The organism is Mycobacterium sp. 20KCMC460 (assembly GCF_022179425.1).
GTDB classification, from domain to species: domain Bacteria; phylum Actinomycetota; class Actinomycetes; order Mycobacteriales; family Mycobacteriaceae; genus Mycobacterium; species Mycobacterium kiyosense.
This window is the reverse complement of sequence record NZ_AP025524.1, coordinates 4,082,618-4,107,440: the sequence shown is the minus strand read 5'-3', so window position 1 is coordinate 4,107,440 and position 24,823 is coordinate 4,082,618. Positions and strand designations below refer to the sequence as shown.

At 66.1% G+C, this 24,823-nt stretch carries 21 protein-coding genes, 1 tRNA gene and 2 pseudogenes; 16 read left to right on the top strand and 8 right to left on the bottom strand.

Going from position 1 to position 24,823, the window contains the following annotated elements:
• Positions 1–136: 136 nt before the first annotated feature.
• Positions 137–613: a MarR family winged helix-turn-helix transcriptional regulator gene (locus MKCMC460_RS19070; RefSeq protein ID WP_238304696.1), complete on the bottom strand. Its 477-nt coding sequence runs from the start codon at positions 611–613 to the stop codon at positions 137–139.
• Positions 614–731: 118 nt separating this feature from the next.
• On the opposite strand from MKCMC460_RS19070, the gene MKCMC460_RS19065 reads away from it, so the two are divergent.
• Complete coding sequence (locus MKCMC460_RS19065) at positions 732–2,792, top strand: ATP-binding cassette domain-containing protein (protein WP_370652890.1); 2,061 nt, start codon at positions 732–734, stop codon at positions 2,790–2,792.
• Complete coding sequence (locus MKCMC460_RS19060) at positions 2,789–3,637, top strand: CbiQ family ECF transporter T component (protein ID WP_236982292.1); 849 nt, start codon at positions 2,789–2,791, stop codon at positions 3,635–3,637. The genes MKCMC460_RS19065 and MKCMC460_RS19060 overlap by 4 nt, the downstream gene beginning before the upstream one ends.
• A gap of 2 nt (positions 3,638–3,639) precedes the next feature.
• Here the strand turns inward: MKCMC460_RS19060 and MKCMC460_RS19055 are convergent, their stop codons facing one another.
• On the bottom strand, positions 3,640–4,083 hold the full coding sequence (locus tag MKCMC460_RS19055) for an Lrp/AsnC family transcriptional regulator (protein WP_236982294.1): 444 nt from the start codon (positions 4,081–4,083) through the stop codon (positions 3,640–3,642).
• 122 nt (positions 4,084–4,205) lie between these two features.
• Between MKCMC460_RS19055 and ddaH the strand changes: the two genes are divergently transcribed.
• From ddaH to MKCMC460_RS19035, 4 genes are read left to right on the top strand one after another with little or no spacing between them, the layout of a single operon-like run.
• Positions 4,206–5,063, top strand: a complete 858-nt coding sequence (ddaH, locus tag MKCMC460_RS19050) for a dimethylargininase (RefSeq protein ID WP_236982297.1) — start codon at positions 4,206–4,208, stop codon at positions 5,061–5,063.
• Positions 5,060–6,283 (top strand): ornithine--oxo-acid transaminase, encoded by a 1,224-nt coding sequence (rocD, locus tag MKCMC460_RS19045; RefSeq protein ID WP_289624940.1) that lies wholly within the window; start codon positions 5,060–5,062, stop codon positions 6,281–6,283. The genes ddaH and rocD overlap by 4 nt, the downstream gene beginning before the upstream one ends.
• 57 nt (positions 6,284–6,340) lie before the next feature.
• Positions 6,341–7,771 carry an amino acid permease gene (locus MKCMC460_RS19040; RefSeq protein WP_370653191.1) on the top strand — a complete coding sequence of 477 codons (1,431 nt, stop codon included), beginning with the start codon at positions 6,341–6,343 and terminating at the stop codon, positions 7,769–7,771.
• Entirely contained in the window at positions 7,768–8,640 is an 873-nt protein-coding gene (locus tag MKCMC460_RS19035) for a universal stress protein (protein ID WP_236982301.1), read from the top strand. The genes MKCMC460_RS19040 and MKCMC460_RS19035 overlap by 4 nt, the downstream gene beginning before the upstream one ends.
• A gap of 273 nt (positions 8,641–8,913) precedes the next feature.
• On the opposite strand, the gene MKCMC460_RS19030 is transcribed toward MKCMC460_RS19035, so the two are convergent.
• From MKCMC460_RS19030 to MKCMC460_RS19020, 3 genes are read right to left on the bottom strand one after another with little or no spacing between them, the layout of a single operon-like run.
• The gene (locus MKCMC460_RS19030) at positions 8,914–10,230 is read right to left on the bottom strand and encodes a sugar ABC transporter substrate-binding protein (RefSeq protein ID WP_236982303.1); all 1,317 of its coding nucleotides are present in this window, start codon (positions 10,228–10,230) and stop codon (positions 8,914–8,916) included.
• Positions 10,227–11,063, bottom strand: coding sequence for a carbohydrate ABC transporter permease (locus tag MKCMC460_RS19025; RefSeq protein ID WP_236982305.1), 837 nt, complete (start codon positions 11,061–11,063; stop codon positions 10,227–10,229). The genes MKCMC460_RS19030 and MKCMC460_RS19025 overlap by 4 nt, the downstream gene beginning before the upstream one ends.
• Entirely contained in the window at positions 11,050–11,922 is an 873-nt protein-coding gene (locus tag MKCMC460_RS19020) for a carbohydrate ABC transporter permease (protein WP_236982307.1), read from the bottom strand. The genes MKCMC460_RS19025 and MKCMC460_RS19020 overlap by 14 nt, the downstream gene beginning before the upstream one ends.
• Before the next feature lie 33 nt (positions 11,923–11,955).
• Between MKCMC460_RS19020 and MKCMC460_RS19015 the strand changes: the two genes are divergently transcribed.
• From MKCMC460_RS19015 to MKCMC460_RS18995, 5 genes are read left to right on the top strand one after another with little or no spacing between them, the layout of a single operon-like run.
• Positions 11,956–13,473, top strand: a complete 1,518-nt coding sequence (locus tag MKCMC460_RS19015; protein WP_236982309.1) for a TldD/PmbA family protein — start codon at positions 11,956–11,958, stop codon at positions 13,471–13,473.
• Positions 13,470–14,843: a metallopeptidase TldD-related protein gene (locus MKCMC460_RS19010; RefSeq protein WP_236982319.1), complete on the top strand. Its 1,374-nt coding sequence runs from the start codon at positions 13,470–13,472 to the stop codon at positions 14,841–14,843. Before MKCMC460_RS19015 ends, MKCMC460_RS19010 begins: the two co-directional genes overlap by 4 nt.
• A 40-nt stretch (positions 14,844–14,883) precedes the next feature.
• Positions 14,884–15,729, top strand: coding sequence for a carboxymuconolactone decarboxylase family protein (locus MKCMC460_RS19005; RefSeq protein WP_236982321.1), 846 nt, complete (start codon positions 14,884–14,886; stop codon positions 15,727–15,729).
• An 11-nt stretch (positions 15,730–15,740) separates the two neighbouring features.
• Positions 15,741–16,523 (top strand): hypothetical protein, encoded by a 783-nt coding sequence (locus MKCMC460_RS19000; protein WP_236982323.1) that lies wholly within the window; start codon positions 15,741–15,743, stop codon positions 16,521–16,523.
• Positions 16,524–16,549: 26 nt separating this feature from the next.
• Positions 16,550–17,056: a nitroreductase family deazaflavin-dependent oxidoreductase gene (locus MKCMC460_RS18995; protein ID WP_236982325.1), complete on the top strand. Its 507-nt coding sequence runs from the start codon at positions 16,550–16,552 to the stop codon at positions 17,054–17,056.
• Here MKCMC460_RS18995 and MKCMC460_RS18990 read toward each other — a convergent pair.
• The gene (locus tag MKCMC460_RS18990) at positions 16,999–18,291 is read right to left on the bottom strand and encodes a fatty acid desaturase (RefSeq protein ID WP_236982327.1); all 1,293 of its coding nucleotides are present in this window, start codon (positions 18,289–18,291) and stop codon (positions 16,999–17,001) included. The two genes, MKCMC460_RS18995 and MKCMC460_RS18990, sit on opposite strands and share 58 nt — an antisense overlap.
• A gap of 413 nt (positions 18,292–18,704) precedes the next feature.
• Here MKCMC460_RS18990 and MKCMC460_RS18985 point away from each other — a divergent pair, with 413 nt between their 5' ends.
• The 4 genes and pseudogenes from MKCMC460_RS18985 to MKCMC460_RS18970 form a co-directional block, all read left to right on the top strand.
• On the top strand, positions 18,705–19,514 hold the full coding sequence (locus tag MKCMC460_RS18985) for an alpha/beta fold hydrolase (RefSeq protein ID WP_236982329.1): 810 nt from the start codon (positions 18,705–18,707) through the stop codon (positions 19,512–19,514).
• Positions 19,515–19,700: 186 nt separating this feature from the next.
• Positions 19,701–19,774 (top strand) — tRNA-Ile (locus tag MKCMC460_RS18980).
• Between the two features lie 406 nt (positions 19,775–20,180).
• Entirely contained in the window at positions 20,181–20,588 is a 408-nt protein-coding gene (locus MKCMC460_RS18975) for a hypothetical protein (RefSeq protein WP_236982330.1), read from the top strand.
• Positions 20,589–20,873: 285 nt separating this feature from the next.
• A pseudogene (locus tag MKCMC460_RS18970) lies at positions 20,874–21,167 on the top strand (transposase); the annotation flags it as partial.
• A gap of 20 nt (positions 21,168–21,187) precedes the next feature.
• On the opposite strand, the gene MKCMC460_RS18965 reads toward MKCMC460_RS18970, so the two are convergent.
• Entirely contained in the window at positions 21,188–22,240 is a 1,053-nt protein-coding gene (locus MKCMC460_RS18965; RefSeq protein ID WP_236982332.1) for an IS110 family transposase, read from the bottom strand.
• A gap of 277 nt (positions 22,241–22,517) precedes the next feature.
• Here MKCMC460_RS18965 and MKCMC460_RS18960 point away from each other — a divergent pair.
• Positions 22,518–23,196: pseudogene (locus MKCMC460_RS18960) on the top strand (DDE-type integrase/transposase/recombinase); the annotation flags it as partial.
• Between the two features lie 7 nt (positions 23,197–23,203).
• Here MKCMC460_RS18960 and MKCMC460_RS18955 read toward each other — a convergent pair.
• The gene (locus tag MKCMC460_RS18955; RefSeq protein WP_238304694.1) at positions 23,204–24,604 is read right to left on the bottom strand and encodes an IS30 family transposase; all 1,401 of its coding nucleotides are present in this window, start codon (positions 24,602–24,604) and stop codon (positions 23,204–23,206) included.
• Positions 24,605–24,823 lie beyond the last annotated feature (219 nt).

Below are 24,823 nucleotides of genomic sequence, written 5' to 3'. Positions count from 1 at the left end.
CGGGGAAGCATCGGGTATGGCCGCCGCCTTTCACGTCTCGGATATCGGGCCGCGACGCCTGGGTGCGCGACCTGCGTCAAGTGTCTACCCACTGCGGCGGTCTATCCACCTGCAGTTGGCTCCGGTCAGGCCGGGATCACAGCGTGTGGCGGCCCGGGGTGGTCGCCGCGTTCTCCAGCAGGCGCCGCAGCACGTCCACGGCGTCGGCCAGTACCTGGCGTTCGGCGGGTTCCAGCCGGGCCAGTTGCGGTTCGATGGCCGCGGCGCGGTCTCGGCGCACCGCGTTGAGCATGTGCAGTCCGTCCGGGGTGATCCGGATCCGCACCGCGCGGGCATCGCAAGGGTCGGTGGTGCGCGACACCAGGCCGGCTTCCTCGAGCCGGCGGACCTGGGTGGTCATCGTCGGTTGCGAGCAGTGGTCGACGGAGGCCAGGTCGCCGATGCGTGCTTCGCCCTGGGAGTCGATGGTGGCGAGCAGGCGGGCCTGCGCGGCGGGCAGCGGCATCTGGATGCGCTGGGTGGCCAGCCGATTCAGCCGCGCGACCACCGCCAGCAGATCGGCGCCGAGGCCGTGGGGGAGCCCGGCGTCATTTGCCGTGGCGGGCGAACTCATGCACTCATCGTTGCATAGCTTTGCTATGCGAGACCAGTTGCGGTGACGGTGGCGTAAAAAGCTGAATACGGTGATGTGCTGCATCGGCATGGGTTCTGTGCCTGGCAGAATCAATGAAGTGACCCCACCCGGCCGGCCGTCTGCGCACCCTCGGGGTGGACCGCTGCGACCGAGCGAGTTGGCGCAGGCGTCGGTCATGGCCGCGTTGTGTGCGGTGACCGCGATCATCTCTGTCGCGGTGCCCTTTGCCGGCGGCATTGTGCTGCTGGGCACCGTGCCCGCGGGCCTGCTGGCCTACCGGTACCGGCTGCGGGTGCTGATCACCATGACCGTGGCCGCCGGCGTGATCGCCTTCCTCATCGCCGGGATGGGCGCATTCATGGGCGTCATCCAAAGCGCTTACATCGGTGGGCTGACGGGCGTGGTCAAACGCCGGGGGCGGGGCACGCCCACGGTCGTGGTCACCTCCTTCATCGCCGGGGTGGTGTTCGCCGCCGGGAATGTGGGGGCGTTGATGGCACTGGTGCGGCTGCGGCACCTGATGCGCGACGCGATCACCGCGAACGTCGACGGGATGGCCTCATTTCTGGGCCGCGTACACATGCAGAGCGTCGGCTTCTGGCTGAAATGGATCTTCGCCTGGTCGCTGCGCTACTGGCAGCCGGTGTTGCTGGGCATCGTCACGATCAGCGTGATGGGGATGTCGCTGATCGGCTGGTGGGCGCTATCGCGGCTGCTGGAGCGGATGCGCGGCATCCCCGACGTGCACAAGCTCGACGCGCCCGCCGGTGATCACGACAGTGAGACTCCGATCGGGCCGGTTCCGGTGCGGCTGGACAAGGTGCGGTTCCGCTACCCGGGCGCCGACCAGGACGCGTTGCGTGAGCTCAGCATGGATATCCGGGTCGGCGAGCACGTGGCCATCACCGGTGCCAACGGTTCGGGCAAGACGACGCTGATGCTGATCCTGGCCGGCCGCGAACCGACGTCGGGCACCGTGCAACGTCCCGGCCGGGTGGGTCTGGGCCAGCTGGGTGGAACGGCGATTGTGTTGCAGCATCCGGAGAGTCAGGTGCTGGGGACCCGGGTCGCCGACGACGTGGTGTGGGGTCTGCCGCCGGGCACCAAGACCGATGTCGCCAAGTTGCTGCGCGAGGTCGGGCTCGAGGAACTCGCCGAACGCGACACCGGCAGCCTGTCCGGCGGTGAACTGCAGCGGCTGGCGCTGGCGGCCGCGCTGGCGCGTGAACCGGCGGTGCTGATCGCCGACGAGGTGACCACGATGGTCGACCAGCAGGGCCGCGAAGGCCTGCTGGAGGTGCTGTCCGGGTTGACCAAACGGCACCGGACCGCCCTGGTGCATATCACGCATTACAGCAACGAGGCCGAATCCGCCGACCGCACAATCAAACTCAGCGACTCGCCGGACAACACCGGCATGGTCCAAGCCGTCGACGCCCCGATGCCGCAGGCCGGGGTGGGCGACACCCGGCACGCGCCGGCCCTCGAGCTGATCGGCGTCGGCCACGAATACGGCATCGGGACGCCGTGGGCGAAAACCGCGCTGCGCGACATCAACTTTGTCGTCGAGCAGGGTGACGGGGTGCTGATCCACGGCGGCAACGGCTCCGGCAAGTCCACCCTGGCCTGGATCATGGCCGGGTTGACGACGCCGACCAGCGGCGTCTGCCTGCTCGACGGCCGGCCCACCCACGAGCAGGTCGGTGCGGTCGCGCTGTCCTTCCAGGCGGCCCGGTTGCAGCTGATGCGCAGCCGGGTGGACCTCGAAGTGGCCTCGGCGGCCGGCTTTTCGCATAAGGACGAGGACCGCGTGATCGCCGCGCTCGGTGTCGTCGGACTGGACCCCGCCTTGGCCAGGCGCAGCATCGACCAACTCAGCGGCGGCCAGATGCGTCGAGTCGTGCTGGCCGGACTGCTGGCGTGTTCACCCAAGGCGCTGATCCTCGACGAGCCGCTGGCCGGCCTGGACGCGGCCAGCCAGAGCGGCCTGCTGCGACTGCTGGAGGACTTGCGCCGCGAGCGCGGCCTGACCGTGGTGGTCATCTCCCACGACTTCGCCGGAATGGAAACCCTGTGTCCGCGCACGCTGCATCTACGCGGTGGGGTGCTGGAGTCGGCCTCGGCCACCGCGGTGCCCGGACCGGGGTCGGTGTCATGACCGTCAAGTCAACCTCGGAAAGACGCCAGCCGCGGAAGGCCGGCCGGCCCGTCGTGCTGCTGGTTCCGATACCGGGTGGCTCGCCCATCCACGACTTGTGGGCCGGCACCAAACTCCTTGTGGTTTTCGGTATTTCGGCGCTGCTGGCGTTCTACCCGGGGTGGGTGACGATCGGCTTCATGTCGGCCCTGGTGCTGGCGGCGATCTGGATCGCGCGCATTCCGCGGGGCGCGCTGCCGTCGATACCGCGCTGGTTGTGGATTGCGTTGGCACTCGGCGGTATCACCGCCGCGCTGGCCGGCGGCAGTCCGCTGATCTCGGTGGGCGGCGTGCAACTGGGACTCGGCGGATTGTTGAACTTTCTGCGGATCACCACGCTGACGGTGCTGCTGTTGGCGCTGGGTGCGCTGGTGTCGTTCACCACCAATGTCGCCGAAATCGGCCCGGCTCTGGCGACTTTGGGCCGGCCGCTGCGGCCGTTGCGGCTGCCGGTGGACGAATGGGCGGTGGCGCTGGCGCTTGCCCTGCGCGCCTTTCCGATGTTGATCGACGAGTTTCAGGTGCTCAACGCCGCGCGGCGGTTGCGCCCCAAGCAGATCCCGAAGAGCCGCAAGGAAAGACGGCAGCAACGCCGGCTCGAAGTGATCGACCTGCTGGCCGCTGCCATCACCGTGACGCTGCGACGTGCCGACGAGATGGGCGACGCGATCACCGCACGCGGCGGCACCGGCCAGCTATCGGCGAACCCGCAGCGTCCGAAGGTCGCCGACTGGGTGACCCTGGCGATCACCGCCGCGGCCGGTGGCGCCGGGGTGGCGATTCAAACGCTGCTCAGCGCGAACTGATTTCAGCGCATCCGGTCGATCAGGTTCGACAACACCACGACGCTCTCGCTGCGTTCGATGTCGGCGCTGGACCTGATCCGCTCGAGCGCGGTCTCCAGGTGGCGCATGTCGCGGGCCAGCACGTGCAGGATGGCGTCGGACGTTCCGGTCACGGTCGCCGCGCTGACCACCTCGGGAATGTCCACCCAGGCAGCCCGTAGCTCTTCGGGGGCGATCCGGCCGTGGCAGAACACCTGGACGTAGGCCTCGGTGTTCCAGCCCAGCGCGTTGCGGTCGATGACGGTGGTGAAGGCCTTGATGACGCCGCTGTCGAGCATCCGGTCGACGCGCCGTTTGACGGCGGGCGCGGAGAGGTTCACCTGCTGCCCGATCTCGGCGTAGGTGGCGCGGGCATGCTCGGCCAGCTCGACCAGGATCCGCTCGTCGGTGTCGTCCAGTCGTTCCATCCGCGCTCGCCAATCCTCGACGCAACAAATCATCGTTAATGATGATCTAGAGCAACATATCAACGCTGAGTACGCAAGTGTCATCGTTTGCTTGCGTAAAACTACGCAAATATAGTTGGTCAATGACGGATTACTATGTCGATGCCCCGGCCCGGCAGGATGCCAAACCGCCGCCAACGCGCACTCCCACCCTGCGGCGCTACGCGATGACTCCGCCCACGTTCTTCGCCGTCGAGTACGCGATCAATCCCTGGATGGACACCAGCACGCCGGTCGACGTGGCGCGCGCGACCCGTCAGTGGGCGCAGCTGCGGGACACCTACCTTCGCCTCGGCCACCAGGTGGAACTGATCGAGCCGATACCCGGGCTGCCCGACATGGTTTATGCCGCCAACGCCGGTTTCATCGTCAACGACATCGCCGTGGTCGCCAAGTTCCGCTTCGCCGAGCGGGCCGCGGAATCCAAAGCCTATGCCGAGTGGATGTCGGCGATGGGATATCGGCCGGTCTCCACCCGCCACGTCAACGAGGGGCAGGGCGACCTGTTGATGGTCGGCGACATGGTGTTGGCGGGATACGGTTTTCGCACCGATCGTCGCGCCCACGCCGAGATCGCTTCCGCGCTGCGGATGCCGGTGGTCTCGCTGGAATTGGTGGATCCGCGCTTCTACCACCTGGACACCGCGCTGGCCGTGCTCGACGATCAGACCGTCGCCTACTATCCGCCGGCGTTCAGTCCGACCGCGCAGACGCAATTGCGCGCCTTGTTCGGTGACGCGATCATCGTCGGCACCGCGGACGCCTACCTGTTCGGGCTCAACGCCGTCTCCGACGGTCGTCATGTCGTCCATCCAGCTGGCGCAACGGGATTCGCCGAGCAACTGCGCGCCGCGGGTTTCGAGCCGATCGGCGTCGAGCTGTCCGAGTTGCTCAAGGGCGGCGGCTCGGTCAAGTGCTGCACGCTGGAGATACATCCGTGACAATTCTGGCGGACCTCACCGACACCGCCATTGCCCTGGCCGAAAAGCATGCGGCGCACAACTATTCGCCGCTGCCGGTGGTGGCGGCCAGCGCCGAGGGAGCGTGGATCACCGACGTCGACGGCCGGCGCTACCTCGACTGCCTGGCCGCCTACTCGGCGGTCAACTTCGGTCATCGTCACCCCGAGATCATCGCCACCGCGCACGCCCAACTGGATTCGGTCACCCTGGTAAGTCGCGCTTTCCACTCGGATCGACTCGGACCGTTCTGCGCGGAACTGGCCGAACTGTGTGGCAAAGACATGGTCTTGCCGATGAACTCGGGTGCCGAAGCGGTCGAAAGTGCTTTGAAGGTCGCCCGCAAATGGGGGGTGGATGTCAAGGGCGTCGCCCCGGATCGGGCCAAAATCATAGTGGCGGACAACAACTTTCACGGTCGCACAATCAGTATCGTCAGCTTCTCCTCCGACCCGGTGGCGCGCGGTGGCTTCGGTCCGTTCACCCCGGGGTTCTGTTCGGTGCCCTTCGGTGACGCCGCCGCACTGGCCGCGGCGATCGACGACGACACCGTCGCCGTCCTGCTGGAGCCGATCCAGGGCGAGGCGGGCATCATCGTGCCGCCCGACGACTATCTGCCCGCCGTGCGGGCATTGTGTCGTGAGCGCAACGTGCTGATGATCGCCGACGAGATACAGTCCGGCCTGGCCCGCACCGGCCACACCTTCGCCTGTGACCACTGGGGCGTGGTGCCCGACGTCTACCTGCTCGGTAAGGCGCTGGGCGGGGGAGTCGTGCCGCTGTCGGCGGTGGTCGCCGACCGCGACATCCTGGGCGTGCTGCATCCCGGCGAGCACGGATCGACGTTCGGCGGCAATCCGCTGGCCGCCGCGATCGGCACCACCGTCGTCGCCATCCTGGCTCGGGGTGAATTCCAATGTCGCTCAGCAGAATTAGGCGCGCGTTTGCACCGGGGACTGGGTGGGCTGCTCGGCCATGGCGTGACGGCGGTACGAGGGCTGGGGCTTTGGGCCGGGGTCGACATCGACCCGGCGCTGGGTTCGGGAAAGCAGCTGAGCCGGCGACTGGCCGAGCGCGGCGTCCTGGTCAAAGACACCCACGATTGGACCCTGCGGTTCGCGCCACCGCTGGTGATCACCGCCGAGGAGATCGATTGGGTGGTGGGGCAGTTCGCCGCTGCGCTGCGGGAGGCTCATAATTAGCTGAGCTACCGACGGGAGGCGCAGTTGCCGGCTAATTCGATCGGCCTCAAAGAGCAGATGCTGCGTCGCCGCCCGGTAGGTGGTGCCCCCGTCGCCGACGGGGCCGATCCCGGCCTCAAACGCAGCTTCGGTGCGTTCCAGCTGACCTTGTTCGGGGTCGGGTCGACGGTCGGTACCGGCATCTTCTTCGTGTTGTCCCAGGCGGTGCCCGAGGCCGGACCCGGTGTGCTGGTCTCGTTCGTCATCGCCGGCGTCGCAGCCGGATTGGCCGCCATCTGCTACGCCGAATTAGCCTCGGCCGTACCGGTTTCGGGTTCGTCCTACTCCTACGCCTACACCACCCTGGGGGAGGGAGTGGCGATCGTGGTGGCGGCGTGCCTGCTGCTGGAATATGGTGTGGCCACCGCGGCGGTCGCGGTCGGGTGGAGCGGATACCTCAACAAGCTGCTGCACAACCTGTTCGGAGCCGAATTACCGCACGCGCTGTCGGCGGCGCCGTGGGATTCCACGCCGCCGGGCACGGCGCACGGCTGGGTGAACCTGCCGGCGGTGTTCCTCATCGCCATGTGCGCCCTGCTGTTAATCCGCGGCGCTAGCGAATCGGCGAAAGTCAACACCGTCATGGTGCTGATCAAGCTGGGTGTGCTGGGCATGTTCGTGATTCTCGCCTTCACCGCGTTCGACGACACCCACTTGCGCGACTTCGCCCCGTTCGGCGTCGGGGGTATCGGCACGGCGGCGGGCACCATCTTCTTCTCCTACATCGGATTGGACGCCGTCTCGACGGCCGGGGACGAGGTGAAGGATCCGCAGAAGACAATGCCGCGCGCCCTGGTGTCGGCGTTGTTCGTGGTCACCGGCGTCTACATTCTGGTCGCGCTCGCAGCCCTGGGGACCCAGCCGTGGCAGAACTTCGCCGCGCAGGAAAACGCCGGGCTGGCCACCGTGTTGGACAACGTGACACACGGCAGTTGGGCCGGCACGATCCTGGCGGCGGGGGCGGTGATCTCCATCTTCACGGTCACGCTGGTCACCCTGTACGGGATGACGCGCATCCTGTTCGCGATGGGCCGGGACGGGTTGCTACCACCCCGGTTCGCCAGGGTGCATCCACGCACCATGACGCCGGTGAACAACACGGTGATCGTCGCGATCGCCGCATCGCTGATGGCAGCTGCGGTCCCGCTGGACAAACTCGCCGACATGGTGTCGATCGGTACCCTGACCGCGTTCATCGTGGTGTCCGCCGGCGTGATCATCCTGCGGGTACGCGAACCCGATCTGCCGCGCGCCTTCCGGGTGCCCGGATACCCTGTGACACCGGTGCTTTCGGTGCTGGCGTGCGGCTACATCCTGCTCAGCCTGCACTGGTACACCTGGTTGGCGTTCGGGGCGTGGATTACCGTGGCCTTGATCTACTACCTGGTGTGGGGTCGACATCGCAGTGCCCTGAACGAGCAATCGGCACTCGACAAGGAGGTGCAGTGAGCGTCGTCGTCGGGTACCGGGCCGGCAACATCGGGTTGTCGGGATTGAACCTGGCCGCTGGGGCCGCGCGCACCCTCAAGACGTCGTTGACGGTGGCCACCATCGTGCCCAAGCCGTGGCTGTCGCTCGGGCGTGGCGAGGCGGAGTACGAGCAGTGGGCCGCGGACCTCGTCCAAAAGTCCGTCCGAGAAGCCGAGCGTGCTCTATTCGCACTGGGCGAGGGTCTCGAGATCAACTATCGCCACCGGGCGCACCGATCGGTGTCCGGCGGTTTGATCGAGGTGGTCGAGGAGGTCGGCGGGGAGATCCTGGTGCTCGGCTCGCTGCCCAGCGGCGGGCGGGCGCAGGTTGTCGTCGGCACCACCGCCGACTGGCTGCTGCATTCCTCGCCGGTGCCGGTCGCGATCAGTCCACCCGAATACCGTTCGCACCCAGGTGGTTTGACGCGGCTGACGTGTGCCTACTCGGCCACGCCGCAGTCGGCGGACGTAGTGCGTCGCTGTGTGGAGTACTCCGAGCGCTTTCATGTGCCGCTGCGGGTGGTCACGTTCGCCGTTCGCGGCAAGACCATGTATCCGCCCGAGGTGGGGCTGGACGCCGAAGACGTGGTGCTTGAAGCCTGGGCGTCGCAGGCGCGCGACATCCTGGACGGTCTCAAATCGGACGGCATCGTCGGCGACGACGTCACGCTGCAGGTCGTCACCGGCCACAATTGGGCCGAAGCGCTGGAAGGCACTGAGTGGATAGACGGCGAGATCCTGGTGATCGGCACCTCGCCGCGCGGCGACATCCGGCGGGTATTCCTGGGGGCGCGCAGCGGCAAGATCATCCGGCACAGCCCGGTCCCGGTGCTGGTGTTGCCCGGGTAGCCCGACGCGCCCACTTCTCGTCCCTCTCTTCGGCGCCGAGCGTCACGCCAGCGTGGCTGTCGGCGCCGAGCGTCACGCCAGCGTGACGAGCGGGGGCCCCGGCGGCCGGCCGCATACCGCTTTCGCCCCTCTCTTCGCGCCGAGCGTCACGCCAGCGTGGCTGTCGGCGCCGAGCGTCACGCCAGCGTGACGAGCGGGGGGCCCCGCGGCGGCGGGGGCCACGCGGCGGCGGGGGGCCTGGGGGTTTGGGGGTTTGGGGCCGGCGGCGCGTGCTCAGCGCCGGGCGGCGGCGTTCGCCGCGTCCTGAGCCTGCCGCAGCGTGGCTGCGACATCGCCTCGGCCCAGAAACATCTGGTCGAAGTACGGCTGCAGCGCCTCGTTACCCGCGGCGAATCCGGCGCCGCCCGGCGCCGGTATGCGAGGGCCGTCGAGCACCGCGAAGAACGGCGTCACGTCCACACCCTTGGCCTTCCAGTACGCGAAATACCCGGGCTGCGCCGAGAGTACCGCGGGAATGGCCACACCTTCGCGACCCAGATAGGCGTTGCCCTGGCCGCTGCCCATCCAGGCCAGCACCTGACGGACGGCCTCCGGGTGCCTGGTCGCCGAATTACCAGCCGCGGCAATTCCATTGGTGACACTCACGCGGCCCTTCGGCCCGGCCGGCATCATCGCGATGCCCCAGCGGAAGGCGGCGTCGCGGGTGATCGCGGCCAGGCTGTAGGTCCCGGACTGGAAGAGCGCCATCCGGCCGGCCAGGAACTGGTTACGGGAGAAGTCGCCGTTGTCGTTGGTGTCCGACGCCGGGGGAGCGACATGGTCGCGGTTGATCAGGTCGACGAGGTAGCGAAAGGCTTGCCGCGCTTCGGGATTGTCGAACGCGAAGGCGTCGCCGCGCTGGAACACCCCGCCGGCCGATCCGATGTAGTTGAGGTAGATGCCCTGCGGGTCGTTGGCGGCGTTGTAGCCCCACTGCCGAACCCGCTCGAAGTCGAAGTCCGTTGTGTCGGCCCGATGTCCAGCGGCGTCGACGGTGACGCGGGCCAACAGCGGTCGCAGGGTGTCGTCGCTGGCCGGACTCCAGCGCAAGGTGTCCAGCTCGGCGGGATCGACCCCGGCGGCGGCCAGCAGGTCGGCGTTGTAGAACAGCGCGATCCCCGCATCGGTCAGCTGCGGGACCCCCCACAGCGACCCGTTGCGGGTGAATTGGTCGACCACCGCGGGTTCCCAATCCGCACTGCCCTTTTCGATCTTCATCAGCCGGCCGCTGTCGGCGTAGGCGTCCAGGTAGGCGTTGGACAGCCAGAAGATGTCGTCGGCGCTGCCGCCGGCCACGTCGGTGCGCAGGGTGTTGAAGTAGTTCGAGAACGCCACCATGTTGGTGTGCACCTCGATGCCGGGGTGGCTGCGGGTAAATGCCTCGAACGACTGCTTATACGCCGACGCAATCGGCTCGGCCCACAGTCGCACCGTCACCACGATCTTGCCGTGGTCGCTGGATCGGCCCATCAGGACTGCCGTCGTCAACAACAGCGCGGCGACCAGCACCAGCGCCGTGGCGCACAGCGTCGAGAAACGCGGCCGGCTCACTTGAGCCCCGAAACCAGGATCGAGGAGACGATGTGCCGCTGGAAAACCACGAACAACGCGATCAACGGGACGATCGCGACCGTCGTCGCCGCCATCACCAGCGTCCACTGCGAATTGAACCGGGACTGCAGATCTGCGGTGGCGACCGTCAGCACCCGCCACTTGCGGCCGCTGGTGATCACCAACGGCCACATGAAGTTGTTCCACTGCGAGACGACGGTGATCATGGTCAACGCCGCCAGCACCGGCTTGCTGGACGGCAGGATCACGTGCACCAGCACATCCAGGGTGTTGGCGCCGTCCAGGCGCGCGGCGTTGATCAGGTCGTCGGGAACCAGCCGAAAATGCTCGCGCAGCAGAAAGATCGCATAGGGCGAGCCGAACATGAACGGAAGCACCAACGCCCAGAACGTATTACGCAACCCCACCTGCGCCATCATTAGATACAGCGGCACCACGGTCACCGTGCCCGGCACCATCAGTGTGGCGATATAGACCCAGAACAGCGCGTCGCGGCCGGGAAACTGCAGCCGCGCGAACGCGTAACCGGCCAGGATCGAAAAGGTCAGCTGGCCCAGCAGGATCACCGCAGTCGTCAACGCGGTCACCGCGGCCGCCCGGCCGAACCCGGTACCGGCCAGGTCGGTGTAGTTGGCCAGCGTGGGCGGACGTGGCCACTGCAGCGGCGACCCGGTCTCGAACTGGTGCGAGGAAGTGAACGACGTCAGCAGGCCAAGCACGAACGGCGCCAGGGTGATCAGCGCGCCGAAGACCAAGCCGGTGTAGATGACGGCGTTGGTCGCCCGGCGAGATCGCTGTTTAGACAAGGTCATAGGTGATCCGCCGCCGGAAGTACAGATGCTGCACGAAGGTGACGCCGACCAGAATGACGAACAGCACCACCGCCATCACCGCCGCCCGCCCGATCGCCGCGGCGCCGAACGCCTCGGCGTAGATGCGGTGGGCCACCAGATCGGTGCTGCCGCCCGGGCCGCCACCGGTCAACGCGTAGACGGTGTCGAAAACCTGCGCCGTGCTGACGATCCCGGTGACCATCACGAAGAAGGTGGTGGGCCGCAGCATCGGCAGGGTGATCCGCCAGAACCGCTGCCAGGCGTTGGCGCCGTCGGTGCGGGCGGCGTGGTGGACGTCTTCGGGGATGGCCAGCAACCCGGCCAGGAACGACAACGAGACGTAGCCGACGTTGGTCCAGATGACGACCGCGGATACGACCGGCAGCGCCAGGTCGGGGTCGGTCAGCCATTCGATGCGGCGGCCCAGCAAGGTGCTGACCGCCCCGTCGGTGGGGGCCAGGATCCAGCGCCACAGCACCGCGATCGCCAACGGGGCGCAGATCCACGGCAGCACGTAGAGGGTGCGGAACAGCCCGGTCCCCGGCATCTGCCGGGCCAGCATCATCGCGGCCACCAGACCCAGCACCGTCTGCGCCGGAACAACGATCGCCACGAAGACCGCCGTCACCACCAGCGAGTCGACGAAACCGCCGTCGTGCAGCACCGAGTCCCAGTTCGCCAGGCCCACGTAGTGCAGCGGCCCCAGCAGGTCCCACCGGTACAGGCTCAGCCACACCACCACCAGAATCGGCAGCAACAGGAAGGCGGTCACCCCGAACAGGCTGGGCGCCAGCAGGGCATACGCCAGCGCGGTGGTGCGGCGTGGCGCGTCGGACATGAATGTATTAAAGCCTCTCGTTACGGTGTAGCCGTGACAGCGAACCGGGAGATCGACGCCGACTTCCTGGACCTGCCGCGCCACCAGTTGGCGGACGCCGCGTTGGCGGCGGCCAGAGCGGCCGGGGCCAGTTATGCAGACCTGCGGATTCACCGCCTCAGCACCGAGCACATCCAGTTACGGGACGGCGAGCTGGAGACGGCCGTGCTCAGCCGCGAGGTCGGTTTGGCGGTGCGGGTGATCGTGGCGGGTACCTGGGGATTCGCCTCCCATTCGGAGCTGGCGCAGGATGTGGCGGCGCGCACCGCACGGCACGCGGTGCAGGTGGCGACGCTGCTGGCGGCGTTGAACACCGAGCGGGTGCGCTTGGCGCCCGAGCCGGTCTATCCCGACGCCTCGTGGGTTTCGGACTACGAGATAGACCCGTTCGGGGTTCCGGCGGCAGAGAAAATTCAGGTGCTGCAGGACTATTCCGGGCGGCTGCTGGACGCCGAAGGCATCGACCATGTCTCGGCCAGCCTGACCGTGGTCAAGGAGCAGACCTTCTACGCCGACACGTTCGGTTCGTCGATCACCCAGCAGCGGGTGCGGCTACAGCCGTCGCTGGAGGCCGTGAGCATCGACGCCAAGGCGGGCAGCTTCGACTCGATGCGCACCCTGGCACCGCCGACGGCGCGGGGGTGGGAAGCCGTGGCCGGCGACGAGGTGTGGAACTGGTCGGCGGAGCTGGCCGAGCTGCCGGATCTGCTGTATGAGAAGGTACGGGCGCCGTCGGTGGTGCCCGGGCCCACCGATCTGGTCATCGACCCGTCGAACCTGTGGCTGACCATCCACGAGTCCATCGGCCATGCAACCGAATACGACCGGGCCATCGGCTACGAGGCGGCCTATGCCGGCACGTCTTTCGCTACCCCCGACAAACTCGGTTCGATGCAGTACGGCTCACCGGTGATGAACGTCACCGCCGACCGGACCGTCCAATACGGTTTGGCGACAATCGGTTACGACGACGAAGGGGTGGCCGCCCAGAGCTGGGATCTGGTGCGCGACGGGGTGTTCGTCGGCTACCAGCTGGACCGGGTGTTCGCGCCGCGGCTGGGGGAGCCGCGGTCCAATGGCTGCTCCTACGCCGACTCCGCGCATCACGTCCCGATCCAGCGGATGGCCAACGTGTCACTGCAACCCGGGCCCGAGGACCGCAGTACCGCGGATCTGATCGAAAGGGTTGACGACGGCATCTACATCGTCGGGGACAAGTCCTGGTCGATCGACATGCAGCGGTACAACTTTCAGTTCACCGGGCAGCGGTTCTACCGGATCCGGGACGGCCGCATCTACGGCCAGCTGCGCGACGTCGCCTACCAGGCGACCACCACCGATTTCTGGAATGCGATGGAGGCCGTGGGCGGACCCTCGACGTGGCGGCTTGGCGGGGCACTCAACTGCGGTAAAGCCCAGCCCGGCCAGATCGCCGCGGTCAGCCATGGCTGTCCGTCGGCGCTGTTCCGCGGCATCAACGTGCTCAACACCCGGACCGAGGGCGGCCGATGATCACACCTCAGCACGTCGTCAACATCGTCCTGGACGAGGCGGCCAAGAACGGCCGCGCCGACGAAACCATGGTTCTGGTGACCGACAAGTCCGAGGCCACGCTGCGCTGGGCGAACAATTCGATGACCACCAACGGTGTCACGGTCACCCGTACGGTGACGGTGATTTCGGTTGTGCGCCAAGGTGACAGCGTGCAGGTGGGCTCGGTGGTCTCCGGTGAGGTGGACCCGAGGGTGCTGCCCGGGCTGGTGGTTTCGTCGCAGGATGCGGCCCGGTCGGCGCCGGAGGCCGGCGATGCCGCGCCGCTGCTCGCCGACTCCGGCGAGCCCGCGGACTGGGACGCCCCGGTGCCCGGGACGGGGGTCGCAGTGTTCAGCGGTATCACCGGTCCGCTGAGTAAGGGGTTCCGGGCCGCGGACCGGTTGTACGGCTATGCGCACCACAGTGTTTCGACGACTTTGTTGGCGTCGTCCACGGGGTTGCGGCGGCGCTACACCCAGCCCACCGGGGCGATCGAGGTCAACGCCAAACGCGGTGACGCCAGCGCCTGGGCCGGCATCGGCAGCGCCGATTTCGTTGACGTGCCTATTGATTCGCTGCTGTCGGACTTGTCGACGCGGCTTGGTTGGGCCGCGCGTTCCGTCGAATTGCCCGCCGGGCGGTACGAGACGATCATGCCGCCCTCGACAGTGGCGGACATGATGATCTACCTGGCCTGGACGATGGGCGGGCGAGGCGCCCAAGAGGGCCGCACGGCGCTTTCGGCACCCGGCGGCGGCACCCGGGTGGGGGAGCGGCTCACTAATCTGCCGCTGACCCTGTTCTCCGACCCGATGGCGCCGGGCCTGGCGTGTGCGCCGTTCGTCGCGGTGAGCAGTTCCAGCGAGACCACGTCGGTGTTCGACAACGGCATGGAGATCGGTCATGTCGACTGGATCCGCGAGGGCGTGATCAATCAGCTGGCCTATTCGCGTGCCAGCGCCGCCAGGTTCGACGCCCCGGTCGCCGTCGCCTGCGACAACCTGGTCATGACCGGCGGATCGGCCGACCTGGCGGACATGATCGCGGCCACCGAGCGGGGTCTGCTGCTGACCACCCTGTGGTACATCCGCGAGGTCGACCCGACGACGTTGCTGCTGACCGGTCTGACGCGCGACGGGGTGTACCTGGTCGAGGACGGCGAGGTGACCGGGGCGGTCAACAACTTCCGGTTCAACGAGAGCCCGCTGGATCTGCTGCGGCGCGCCACCGAAGCCGGTGCCAGCGAGAAGACGCTGCCCCGGGAGTGGGGCGACTGGGCCACCCGCGCGGCGATGCCGTCGCTGCGGATCCCCGATTTCCACATGTCGTCGGTGAGTCAGGCGCAGTAGACGATTGCCGGTTATTCGGGACGGCCCTAACGTGATACGGATGTCGGCTCCCGTTCGCAGCGATGCACTGACGCGGTTGGTTGCTTTCTCCGACGGGCGGCTCACCGGTTTGGTGCGCCGCGTGTGTGCGCAGACGGTGTCGCTACCGCCGTTGCCCGTCGAAGACCGGGTCGGGGAGCCGCAGTCCGAAGCCGAAGTGGCGGTGGCCGAATTCGCCGAGCAGTTCAGCGCGGATGTCTCGACGATCACCGTCGAACAACGAACTCGATTGCTCGAGCAGCTGGGGGACAACGCTTTTCGTGTCGTCGTCGCGATGTTCATTGCCGACTTCGTGCCGCGGGTGCGCGCGGGTCTGGAGGCGTTGGGCGTCGGCTCGGAGTATCTGGGCTGGGTGGACGGGCCCATCGAGTGGGTCCGTGGCACCAATCCTGCCGGTGAATTGTTCAAACGTTTCCTGCCCGGAGTCGCCCGGATGCGTGCGCTGGATCCGGTGACCTCGGAGCTGGTCCGGCTGCGCGGGGCGGCGGCGCACAACTGCCGGCTGTGCAAGTCGCTGCGCGAAGGACACGCACTGGACGCCGGCGGTTCGGAGTCGTTGTACGACGAGATTTCGCAATTTGAGACGTCGATCTTGCTGGATGGGCGCGCTAAGGCAGCGCTGCGGTATGCCGATGCGTTAATTTGGACCCCTGCGCACCTCGCCGTCGACGATGCCGTCGAGGTGCGCTCCGGGTTCTCGCCGGAGGAAGCCGTCGAGCTCACCCTCGACATCATGCGCAACGCCAGCAACAAGATCGCGGTGTCGTTGGGAGCCGATGCGCCGCGAGTGGAAGCGGGGACCGAGCGATATCTGATCGACGTCGACGGCCAGACGGTCTTCAGCTGACGGCGGCCGCCATGAGATTCGCCGGGAGCGTGGTCGCGGTCGTGGTGCTCGCGTGCGCGGTGAGCGGCTGCTCGGGCGGCGGAAAGACGGCGCGGCCGATGGTGACGCCGCACGACACCGCGACCTCGCGGCTGGCGCCCATCTACCCGGGGACGACGGTGTCGATTCCGCCCCCCGGGTCGAGCACCACCTCGTCGTCCACTCCGGCGTCGACCACCTCTGCCGCCGCAACCCCGCACACCTTTCCCGGGGACGGCACCTTCAAAGTAGGAAGCGAGATCCAGCCCGGTACTTATCGGTCGCTGGGCGGGCATTCCTGCTATTGGGAGCGGCTGCGCGGCTTGTCGGGCAACTTCGAGGACGTCATCGCCAACGGGGCCGGTGACTGGCCGCAGGTGGTGAAAATCGCTCCGTCGGATCTGGCGTTCCGGACGCAGGGCTGCCCGACCTGGTCGCCGATGTCGGCGACGGACACGTCTTCGACCACGAACACGACTACGACGACCACGTCCAAGGCGCCGGTGACGCTGCCGCCCGGTGCCCAGGCCTGCCCTGCCACCTCCGGTCCGGCGGGCGGGTTCGCCTCCTCGGCGGTGGGCTCGGCCGACACCACCTGCCCGTTCGCCGAACAGGTCCGGCTGGCCTACGGAGCCGGTGGCCCGGCCAGCGTCACACCGCGGCAAGTCGATGCGGTCAGTCCGGTGACCGGCCAGCACTACGCGATGACCTGCGCGGCCAACGGTGCGCTGGTGGTGTGTAACGGCGGCAACGGCGCAGTCGTCTACGTGTACTAGCGCGCTGTGCGGGTACCTTCTTGTCCGTGGCATTTCGACGGTACAGCGCGGTGCGTGGACGACGGTTGGGGTTCGCCGAGGCAGTGGGTGAGCGGATCGCGATGAGCCGGTTCGGCTACCAGCTCGCCGTCCACGTGGCGCCCAGCGTCGACCGGTTTCTGCTGCCGCGGACCAACGGCCGGTTCAGCACCGCGGGGCTGGACATGGTCGGCCTGCTCAACACGACCGGCGCCAAGTCCGGTCAGCCGCGATCCCATCCGCTGGTGCTGATTCACGACGCGGACGGCCTGCTGGCGATCGGGTCGAACTACGGGCGGCCCGAGCACCCGGGGTGGAGCGCCAACCTGCTCAAAAATCCGGACTGCAGCGTGCAGTTCAAGGGGCAGACGCTGCCGTATCGGGCCGAGCTGCTCACCGGTGACGAGCGTGCCAAGGCGTGGGCGGCAGCTGTGGACTATTACCCCGGGTACGAGAACTACCGGGTCAACTGTGCGCCGCGCGAGATCCGGGTCTTCCGGTTACGGCCGCTCTGAGACTTTTGCCGCCAGGGGCGAACCGAGGCTAGCGCCGTCTTGAGTCCGCGGCGTCGGCCGGCGTGGACGTTGCCGACGAAGCCCGGTTCCAGTTCGGCGAACATTCGCTCGCTGCGGGTCTCCGGGGCGTTGTCGGCGGTGTCGCGCAAATACCGGTTCGGCAGCGACAGTTTGGCAATGGTCCGCCACGTCTTGCCGTACTGCACCAGGAAAGGGCCTGTGGTGTAAGGCAAGTCGTACTTGTCGCACAGCGCGCGCACCCGCAGCGAGACCTCGTGCAGCCGGTTGCTGGGCAGATCCGGGAACAGATGGTGCTCGATCTGATGGCACAGGTTGCCGCTCATGAAGCGCAGCGTTGGCCCGCCCTCGAAGTTGGCGCTGCCCAGCATCTGTCGCAGATACCACTCGCCCTTCGTTTCGCCGATCATGTCCGTCTTGGTGAATTTCTCTGCGCCATCGGGGAAATGGCCACAGAAGATCACCGCGTTGGCCCAGATGTTGCGCAGCACGTTGGCCACCGCGTTGGCCTTCAGGGTCGACTTGAAGGTGGCCGCCGGCGACAACGAGGTCAGCGCGGGGAACGCCACGTAGTCCTTGGCGAGTTGGCGGCCGATCTTCGTCGAGAACTCGCGGGTCTGCACCCAGGTGGTGTCGCGCTCCGGGCCGGCCTTCAGGAGTTTCTCGAGATCGATTGTCTGCAAACCGATTCCCCACTCGAACCCCAGCGAGAGGATGGCGTTGTAGAGGATATTGCCGATGTTGTAGGGCTGCCACGGCTGGTCGCGGGTGACGCGCAGGATGAAGTAGCCGACGTCGTCGTCCATGTCGAGGATGTTGGTGTACTTGTGGTGCTGCACGTTGTGGGCGGCGACCCAGTGTTTCGAGACCGCATTCATGTCCCACTCCCAGGTGCTGGAGTGGATCTCGGGGTCGTTCATCCAGTTCCACTGCCCGTGCATGACGTTGTGGCCGATCTCCATGTTCTCGACGATCTTGGCCACGGCCAGGGTCAGCGTTCCCGCCCACCATGCCGAGCGCTTGGAGCTGGCGGCCAGCAGGGCCCGGCCGGTCACCTCAAGGGCACGCTGCGCGGCGATGGTGCGGCGGATGTAGCGGGCATCGCGTTCGCCGAGGGAGTCCTCGATGTCTCGGCGGATGGCGTCGAGCTCGAAGCCCAGGTTTTCGATGTCGGCTTCGGTCAGATGGGCGAAGGCCGATACGTCGGTGATCGCCATAGGTTGCTCCCCCGTTGTCTCTCAGCGTCCGACGCCCAGGGCGGTGCCCGGTCGGCGCGATCGAGCAGCTGTACTCGATCGTCGACGCTTGCGATTTCTCACTCGTCGCGGACGCACGTTGTGGAACGGTTCCGCTGCGCAATCTGGGTCTGCGCATTCACCACTGTTTGCTGATGTATCCAGAACAACACCGCGCGATGAGGTGCGGCTTGATCCCAGCTAAGCGTCAGCTTTGTGTCCTGATCGACCACCAACCTACCCGACGCCCCCATTTCCAGTCGTTGCGAACGTTACGGGGTGCCGCCGTGAGGTCGGTGACGACACGCGCGTGGTGCTCGTCGGGCGTGCGGGAACCGGGGAGTGTGGAGTCGACCACGTCGCCAATTGCCTATCTTCTTGCCTGTGGTCGGAAAATGGTGACAGTGGCGCGGCGGCTGGTGCGTCCGGGCGCCGACATCGCTTTCGCCAATACCGGGTCGGGCGCCCGCGCGGTCCTACTCACACACGGGGCGGGCCTCGACCACACCATGTTCGACGCCCAGGCCGCTGCGCTCACCCAACACGGCTACCGGACGATCGTGTGGGATATGCGCGGACATGGGCAATCCACGCTGGCGCCGGGCACGCGGTTCACCGCCTCCGACGCTCTCGACGACCTCGCGGCGCTGATGGACGAGTGCCAGGTCGACGGGCCGGTGCTGGTGGGGCACTCACTTGGGGGAAATCTCACCCAAGCCTTCGTGCGCGCCCACGCCGACCGAGTCAGCGGCCATATCGTCGTGGATTCGACGTGGAACGCCGGTTCTTTGACCGGGCGAGAGCGACTTGCGCTGCGTCTCGCCGCACCGGCGCTGGCCCTGATTCCCGCGCGCGTACTGCCCAGCCAGATGGCCCGCGCGTCTGCCGTCACTCCGCACGCGATCGCACGGGCAGCGGCGGTCTTCGCGCGAATGCCGAAGCGGACTTTCTTGGATGTCTGGCGGGCTACCGTCTCGTTCGTCGCCCCGGAACCGGGCTACCACCCCACGGTGCCGCTCGGGTTGGTGCGGGGTGCGCAGGACCGCACCGGCAATATCGCGACCGCCATGCCCCGTTGGGCGCGAGCCGAGGGCATCACCGAGCACGTCATTCGCGACGCCGGCCACATCGTCACTTGGGATGCACCCGACGCGACGTCACACGCGCTGCTGCAGATCCTGAGCCAGTGGGGGCTGGAAACTTAGCTGTCCAATCTGCACAGCGAGACGCATGGATAGCTGGTGGTCCGATCGCCACGGCCGGAGCTGCACTGAGTGGGCTGGGTGGTCGTCTGCCCTCTGGCGCCGTACGACCCAAACGGCATACCACGGCGTCTTTGGCGATCGGCGCGGGCGCTAATCTCAAGGTCGCGCAGATAGTAGTCAGCACCGGGGGCGGTAGCTCAGTCGGTTAGAGCCGCGGACTCATAATCCGTTGGTCGTGGGTTCGAGCCCCACCCGCCCCACTAAGTTTTTCTGCAGCTAGATCGAATTTTGAAGGTTCGCAGCGTCGAATTCAAACGGCCAAAATGGCTCAGATTTACGCAATTCTTACGCAATCAAGTGGCACAATCAGCGGTACAAAGTCGTCCCAGCAAACCCGCCCCACGGCACCCGCGATGACCCCCACTACCCGAACACCCGTTCGATATGTGCCGGTCTCGCTGACCCCGCGCTGAGCACTGGCAATGGATGTATTGACCCCCTGAGCGCCACGCACAGTCACGAACGCGCCTGCCAGGAGTTGCCACACCGGCCAGCGCCAGACAATCGGCTACTGGTGGCCGATTTGCGCTCGCAGACCGGGACGCACCTCGATTCAAAACGCGAGATTGCATCTCTCACCCGAAAGACCATCTAACGTATGTCGCTATGTCCACATACCCGGCGTTCGCCACTGTGCGTTTCAATGGCGTGCTCGCGAACCACCTGGAGTCACTAGAAGTGATGATTGATGAACTCCGCCGAAACGGCGTTGACGGCGAGATTGCGTACCGCCCATCTGGCGGCAAGGGACCTGGCGTCGTTGAAGTCATCGGCATCTACATAGCCCTTAAAGCTGCCGATGCCACTATCAGCACCGTTACCAGTACCACCGTCACAGCCGTAATGAATTGGATCAAGAATCCATTTAAGCGTGCCAGCGCAGAGATATCCGACCAACCTGTGACAAAAGACGTAACCATTTATGGGCCAGATGATAAGCCGCTCAAGCGAATTAAAGGCAGCAGTGCCGACGATATCGAGGTCACAGACCCTGACGATGCAGCTTCGCCGTAGTGCGCCGACGTGCGCGCCAGCGTTGTTTGTTTGCCTGCCTGAGTTTTCGGTCCCTGTATTCGGTGTAGAGCCTTTTCGCGATTACACTAATCATCGGCCAATGCCGCTCTAGTTCAGCGTGCCAATCATTCTCAATGGCAACGGGTTTCGGTGCTTTCGAATAGCTTTCGTAATCGCTGGTGTTAGTTCGCAATACAGCGGCTAGGTAGGTCGAAAAGGGATTGCCCCCGGTTTGGTTGACTCCTGACCCTGTGAGGATTCGTCTTCACTGGAAGGATCAATCTCGTGCCGAAACCGTTTCCTACGGAGTTCCGTGCTGATGTCATTGCGGTGGCCCGCAAGGGCGAGGCGTCGTTGCGTCAGATCGCGAAGGATTTCGGGATCTCGGAGGCTTGCCTGCATCGCTGGCTCAAGATCGCCGATCGCGAGGACGGTAATGACCAGCCCGGATCGCCGGCCGCTGCTGACGACGTGGCCGCGCAGCTGCGCGAAGCGCACAAGCGCATCAAGCTCCTCGAGCAGGAGGCCGAGGTGATGCGCCGCGCGGTCGGCTACCTGTCCCGGGACGCCAACCCAAAATGACGCTTCTATGGGGGCTGTCAAGCCATGGCGGCCTGGAGTTGCCGGAACAGTGAGCGGCAGACGTAGCGTTTGAGGTTGCGCCGGATCTCTCGCTTGGTTTTGCCGGTTTCCAGTCCCCGGCGTAGGTAGGCGCGGGTCGCGGGGTCGAAGCTCATGCGGGTTCGGACGATGATGTCGATGGCACGGTTGAGTTGTCGGTCGCCGGATCGGCTGAGGCGGTGTCGTGTGGTGTTTCCCGATGATGCGGGCAGGGGCGCGATTCCCCCGAGTGCGGCGAATGCGGCTTCTGAGCGGACCCGTCCGTGGTGGGAGTAGGCGCAGATCAGGATTGCGGCGGTGACGGGACCGACCCCTGGGGTTTGTTGTAGCCCGGGAGCCAGGCGTTGCGCATGCTCGGCGAGTTGGGCGTGGTTGTGGCGCAACTGGCGGGTTTGCTCATTGACAACGGTCGCCAGTCGCTTGGCTTCGGCGCGGGCAATGAGATCAACTTTGTTGGTGCAGCGGCTATTTCGCCAGGATTCGATGATGGCGATCTGCTTATCGGTCAAGGGTGAGCGGGCGTCGACACCGAGGTCGACAGTGCGTAGCAGCGCGGTCAGTGCGTTGCGGTTGGCAGTGCGTTGTTGGTCGATGAGTGAACGGGCACTCAAGAGCACCCGCAGGGCAGCACGATCACCGGCGCCGCGCGGGTGGGGAACCCGCGAACATTCCTTGCCGAGCACTGAGCGCGCGGCTGCCTCGGCGTCGAGGGGGTCGGACTTGCCGGCGTGGGCGTGGGCGTGCGCGGATCGTGGTTGTGGGCGCACTTCGCCGATGGGAACGCCCTGAGCTGCGAGAGCTGCGGTGAGTGTCGAACCGTAGGAGGACGTGCCTTCGACGGCGGCGAAAACTGTGCCGGGAGCGCGGCGGGTGACCCAGGTCAGGGCCCTGTTGATTCCGGCCGGTGATGCCGGGAAGGTCGCCGTGTCGATCACTGCCCCAGTCTTGGTGGAAACCACGCAGTAGGTATGTGTTCGCGCGTGGGTGTCCACACCCACGATGTGGTCGTAGGTGTCGGCGATGATTGCCATCGATGAGTTCTCCTCTACTTTGTCTATTTACCTTTCTGAGTCGGCGCCGATGAATGTTGTTCGCGCAGAGACACATCTGTAATGAGTCACGCCGCCAATGGTGGTGGACAAGCTTCTGATCAAGCCATCTGTGCGGACGGTGTCGACGCCAGCTCCCCTCGCGGACAGGTCATTTTGAAGACACCGCGATGAGCGGGTCGAATATACCCGGAGTCACACGAGCCGAGCCGAACGTCAACACTGCCAGCCGGCCTCGGGCCAGCCACCCTCATTACAGATGTACCCGCTGGTCCTCGACCTTGCCGATGACGGCGTACCCGTCACGGTGACCTGCCGGGTCCTGGGGTTCTCCACCCAGGGGTTCTACAAATGGCGCAAAGCGCCGTTGTCACAGCGCGATTGGGACGATGCTCACCTGATCAACGCGGCCCGCGACATCCACGCCGATGACCCTACCTTCGGCTACCGGTTCATCGCTGACGAATTGCTCCGGCACGGGATCACCGCCGGCGAAAACCGTGTCGCACGGTTGTGCTCCCAGGAGCGCATCTGGTCGATCTTCGCTAAGAAGCGAGGACTGAATCGTCGATCCGGCCCACCGGTCCATGACGACCTCGTGCAGCGTCAGTTCATCGCCCAGGCCGCCAACCAGGTGTGGCTGGCCGACATCACCGAGCACCGCACTGCTTGGATTCCAGCAATCGTCGCAACACCTATCGGAGGTGATGGCGATGGCTGGCCGGAAGTACAGCAAGGAGCAGAAGGAAGAGTTCTTCAGGTTGCTTGACGAGGGCAAGCTCTACCTCTGCGCCATCAAAGACGTGTACTCCAACCGGATTGTGGGCTACTCGATCGACTCGCGGATGAAGTCCTCGCTCGCGGTGGCTGCCCTGGATCATGCCGTGGCATTGCGCTCACCGTTTGCGACGATCGTCCATTCCGACAAGGGCAGCCAAGGCGGATTCAATCGGTGGTCGCAACACCGGTTTGATGAACCGAGTGTAGGTGGTCGTTGAAGGCTTCGGCGGGGGTGCGCCAGCCGAGCGTTTTGCGTGGTCGGGTGTTGAGGGTGTGGGCGATCGCGGCGATATCGTCTGCGGTCCACCGGGATAAGTCAGTTCCTTTCGGAAAGTATTGGCGCAGCAGCCCATTGGTGTTTTCATTGGTGCCACGCTGCCACGGGCTCTTCGGATCAGCGAAGTACACCTGCACCCCCGAAGCGATCGAGAACTGAGCATGCGCCGAGAGTTCCTTGCCTCGGTCCCATGTCAAGGACCGACGCAATTCTGCGGGCAGCGTGGTGATCGTCTGCTCCAACGCGCCTGCCATCGTGATCGCGCCATAGCCGGCCAGCGCTGGACCGTTCTTGGTCCGTGGTATCACGCCGTAGCCAATCTCGCGTGGCAGATGGACCAGCATGGTAAAACGACTGCTCCGCTCCACCAAGGTACCGATCACGCTGCGCTGCAACCCAATCAGAAGATCGCCTTCCCAATGGCCTGGTACGGCACGGTCGGCGACTTCCGGCGGACGCTGGCTGATCAAAGTCTCCGGGGTGACATGGGCCCATGCTTTCTGCCGGGTCCGTGCCCGCGGCACCCGCAACGCGCGACCGCGGCGCAGACAGCTGACCAGATCCCGTTTGAGCGCGCCCCGGGTCTCGACATACAACGCCTGATAGATGGCCTCGGGGCTGATCCGCATCGTCTGATCATCGGGGAAATCCACCGGCAAACGGCGGGCGATCTGCTCGGGACTCCACGCCTGAACCCAGGCCCGATCACCTCGGTGGGGCTTGTTGCGGCCCTTCCACGGGGTACTGGCGGGGCCGGCGACAACCTGCCCGTCAGCGCCGCGAACGACGCCGGACAGCTTGTCCTGGACGTAGAGGCGCAGCCGCTCATTGGCGACGAGCTTGGCCGTCTTCGGGCGACGGGCACGCCGTTCAGCGTGCCACTGCGCCACCGAGGCTTTGTATTCCAGTCGATAGGTGCGCGTCGATGCATTGCGGCGCAGTTCACGCGATACCGTCGACGGCGCCCTGCCCAACCGGCGAGCGATCTCGCGAATCCCGGCACCTTGGGCCCGCCACAACGCGATATCTTCACGCTCATCCGATGACAGGTAACGACCCGAAACAGTCTCTGGTAAGCGTGGATTCACACCGCCAGCGTGACGGAACCAACGGAACCCGACCGGGGACGACACGCCCGCTTGGGCCGAGGCGTCTTCAGTCATCGCCCCAGCAGCGATGGCCGCCCAGAACCTGACCCTGTCCTGACGCCAGGCCACCGTAGGCCGTCCCGGCGAGGGAATCTGCCCCCGATATAACTGGACCGCCCGCTGCCGATCTCGCACCCGCACTCGCACACCTCCAATTCGAGGTGTTGCAACGACCAGTTGAATCCGCCCAATTCAGGTCGAGAAAGTTCGTCCACGCACTGTCGCGCAACGGGTTACATGGCTCGATGGGCCCGCGTGGGAGCGTGCCTCTTAACCGGCTAATCGTAGAGAATCGGCTGGTGGGAGATGCGACACGCGGTGTGTTGATGCTTGCGTCGCTGCGACATGACGGATACATCT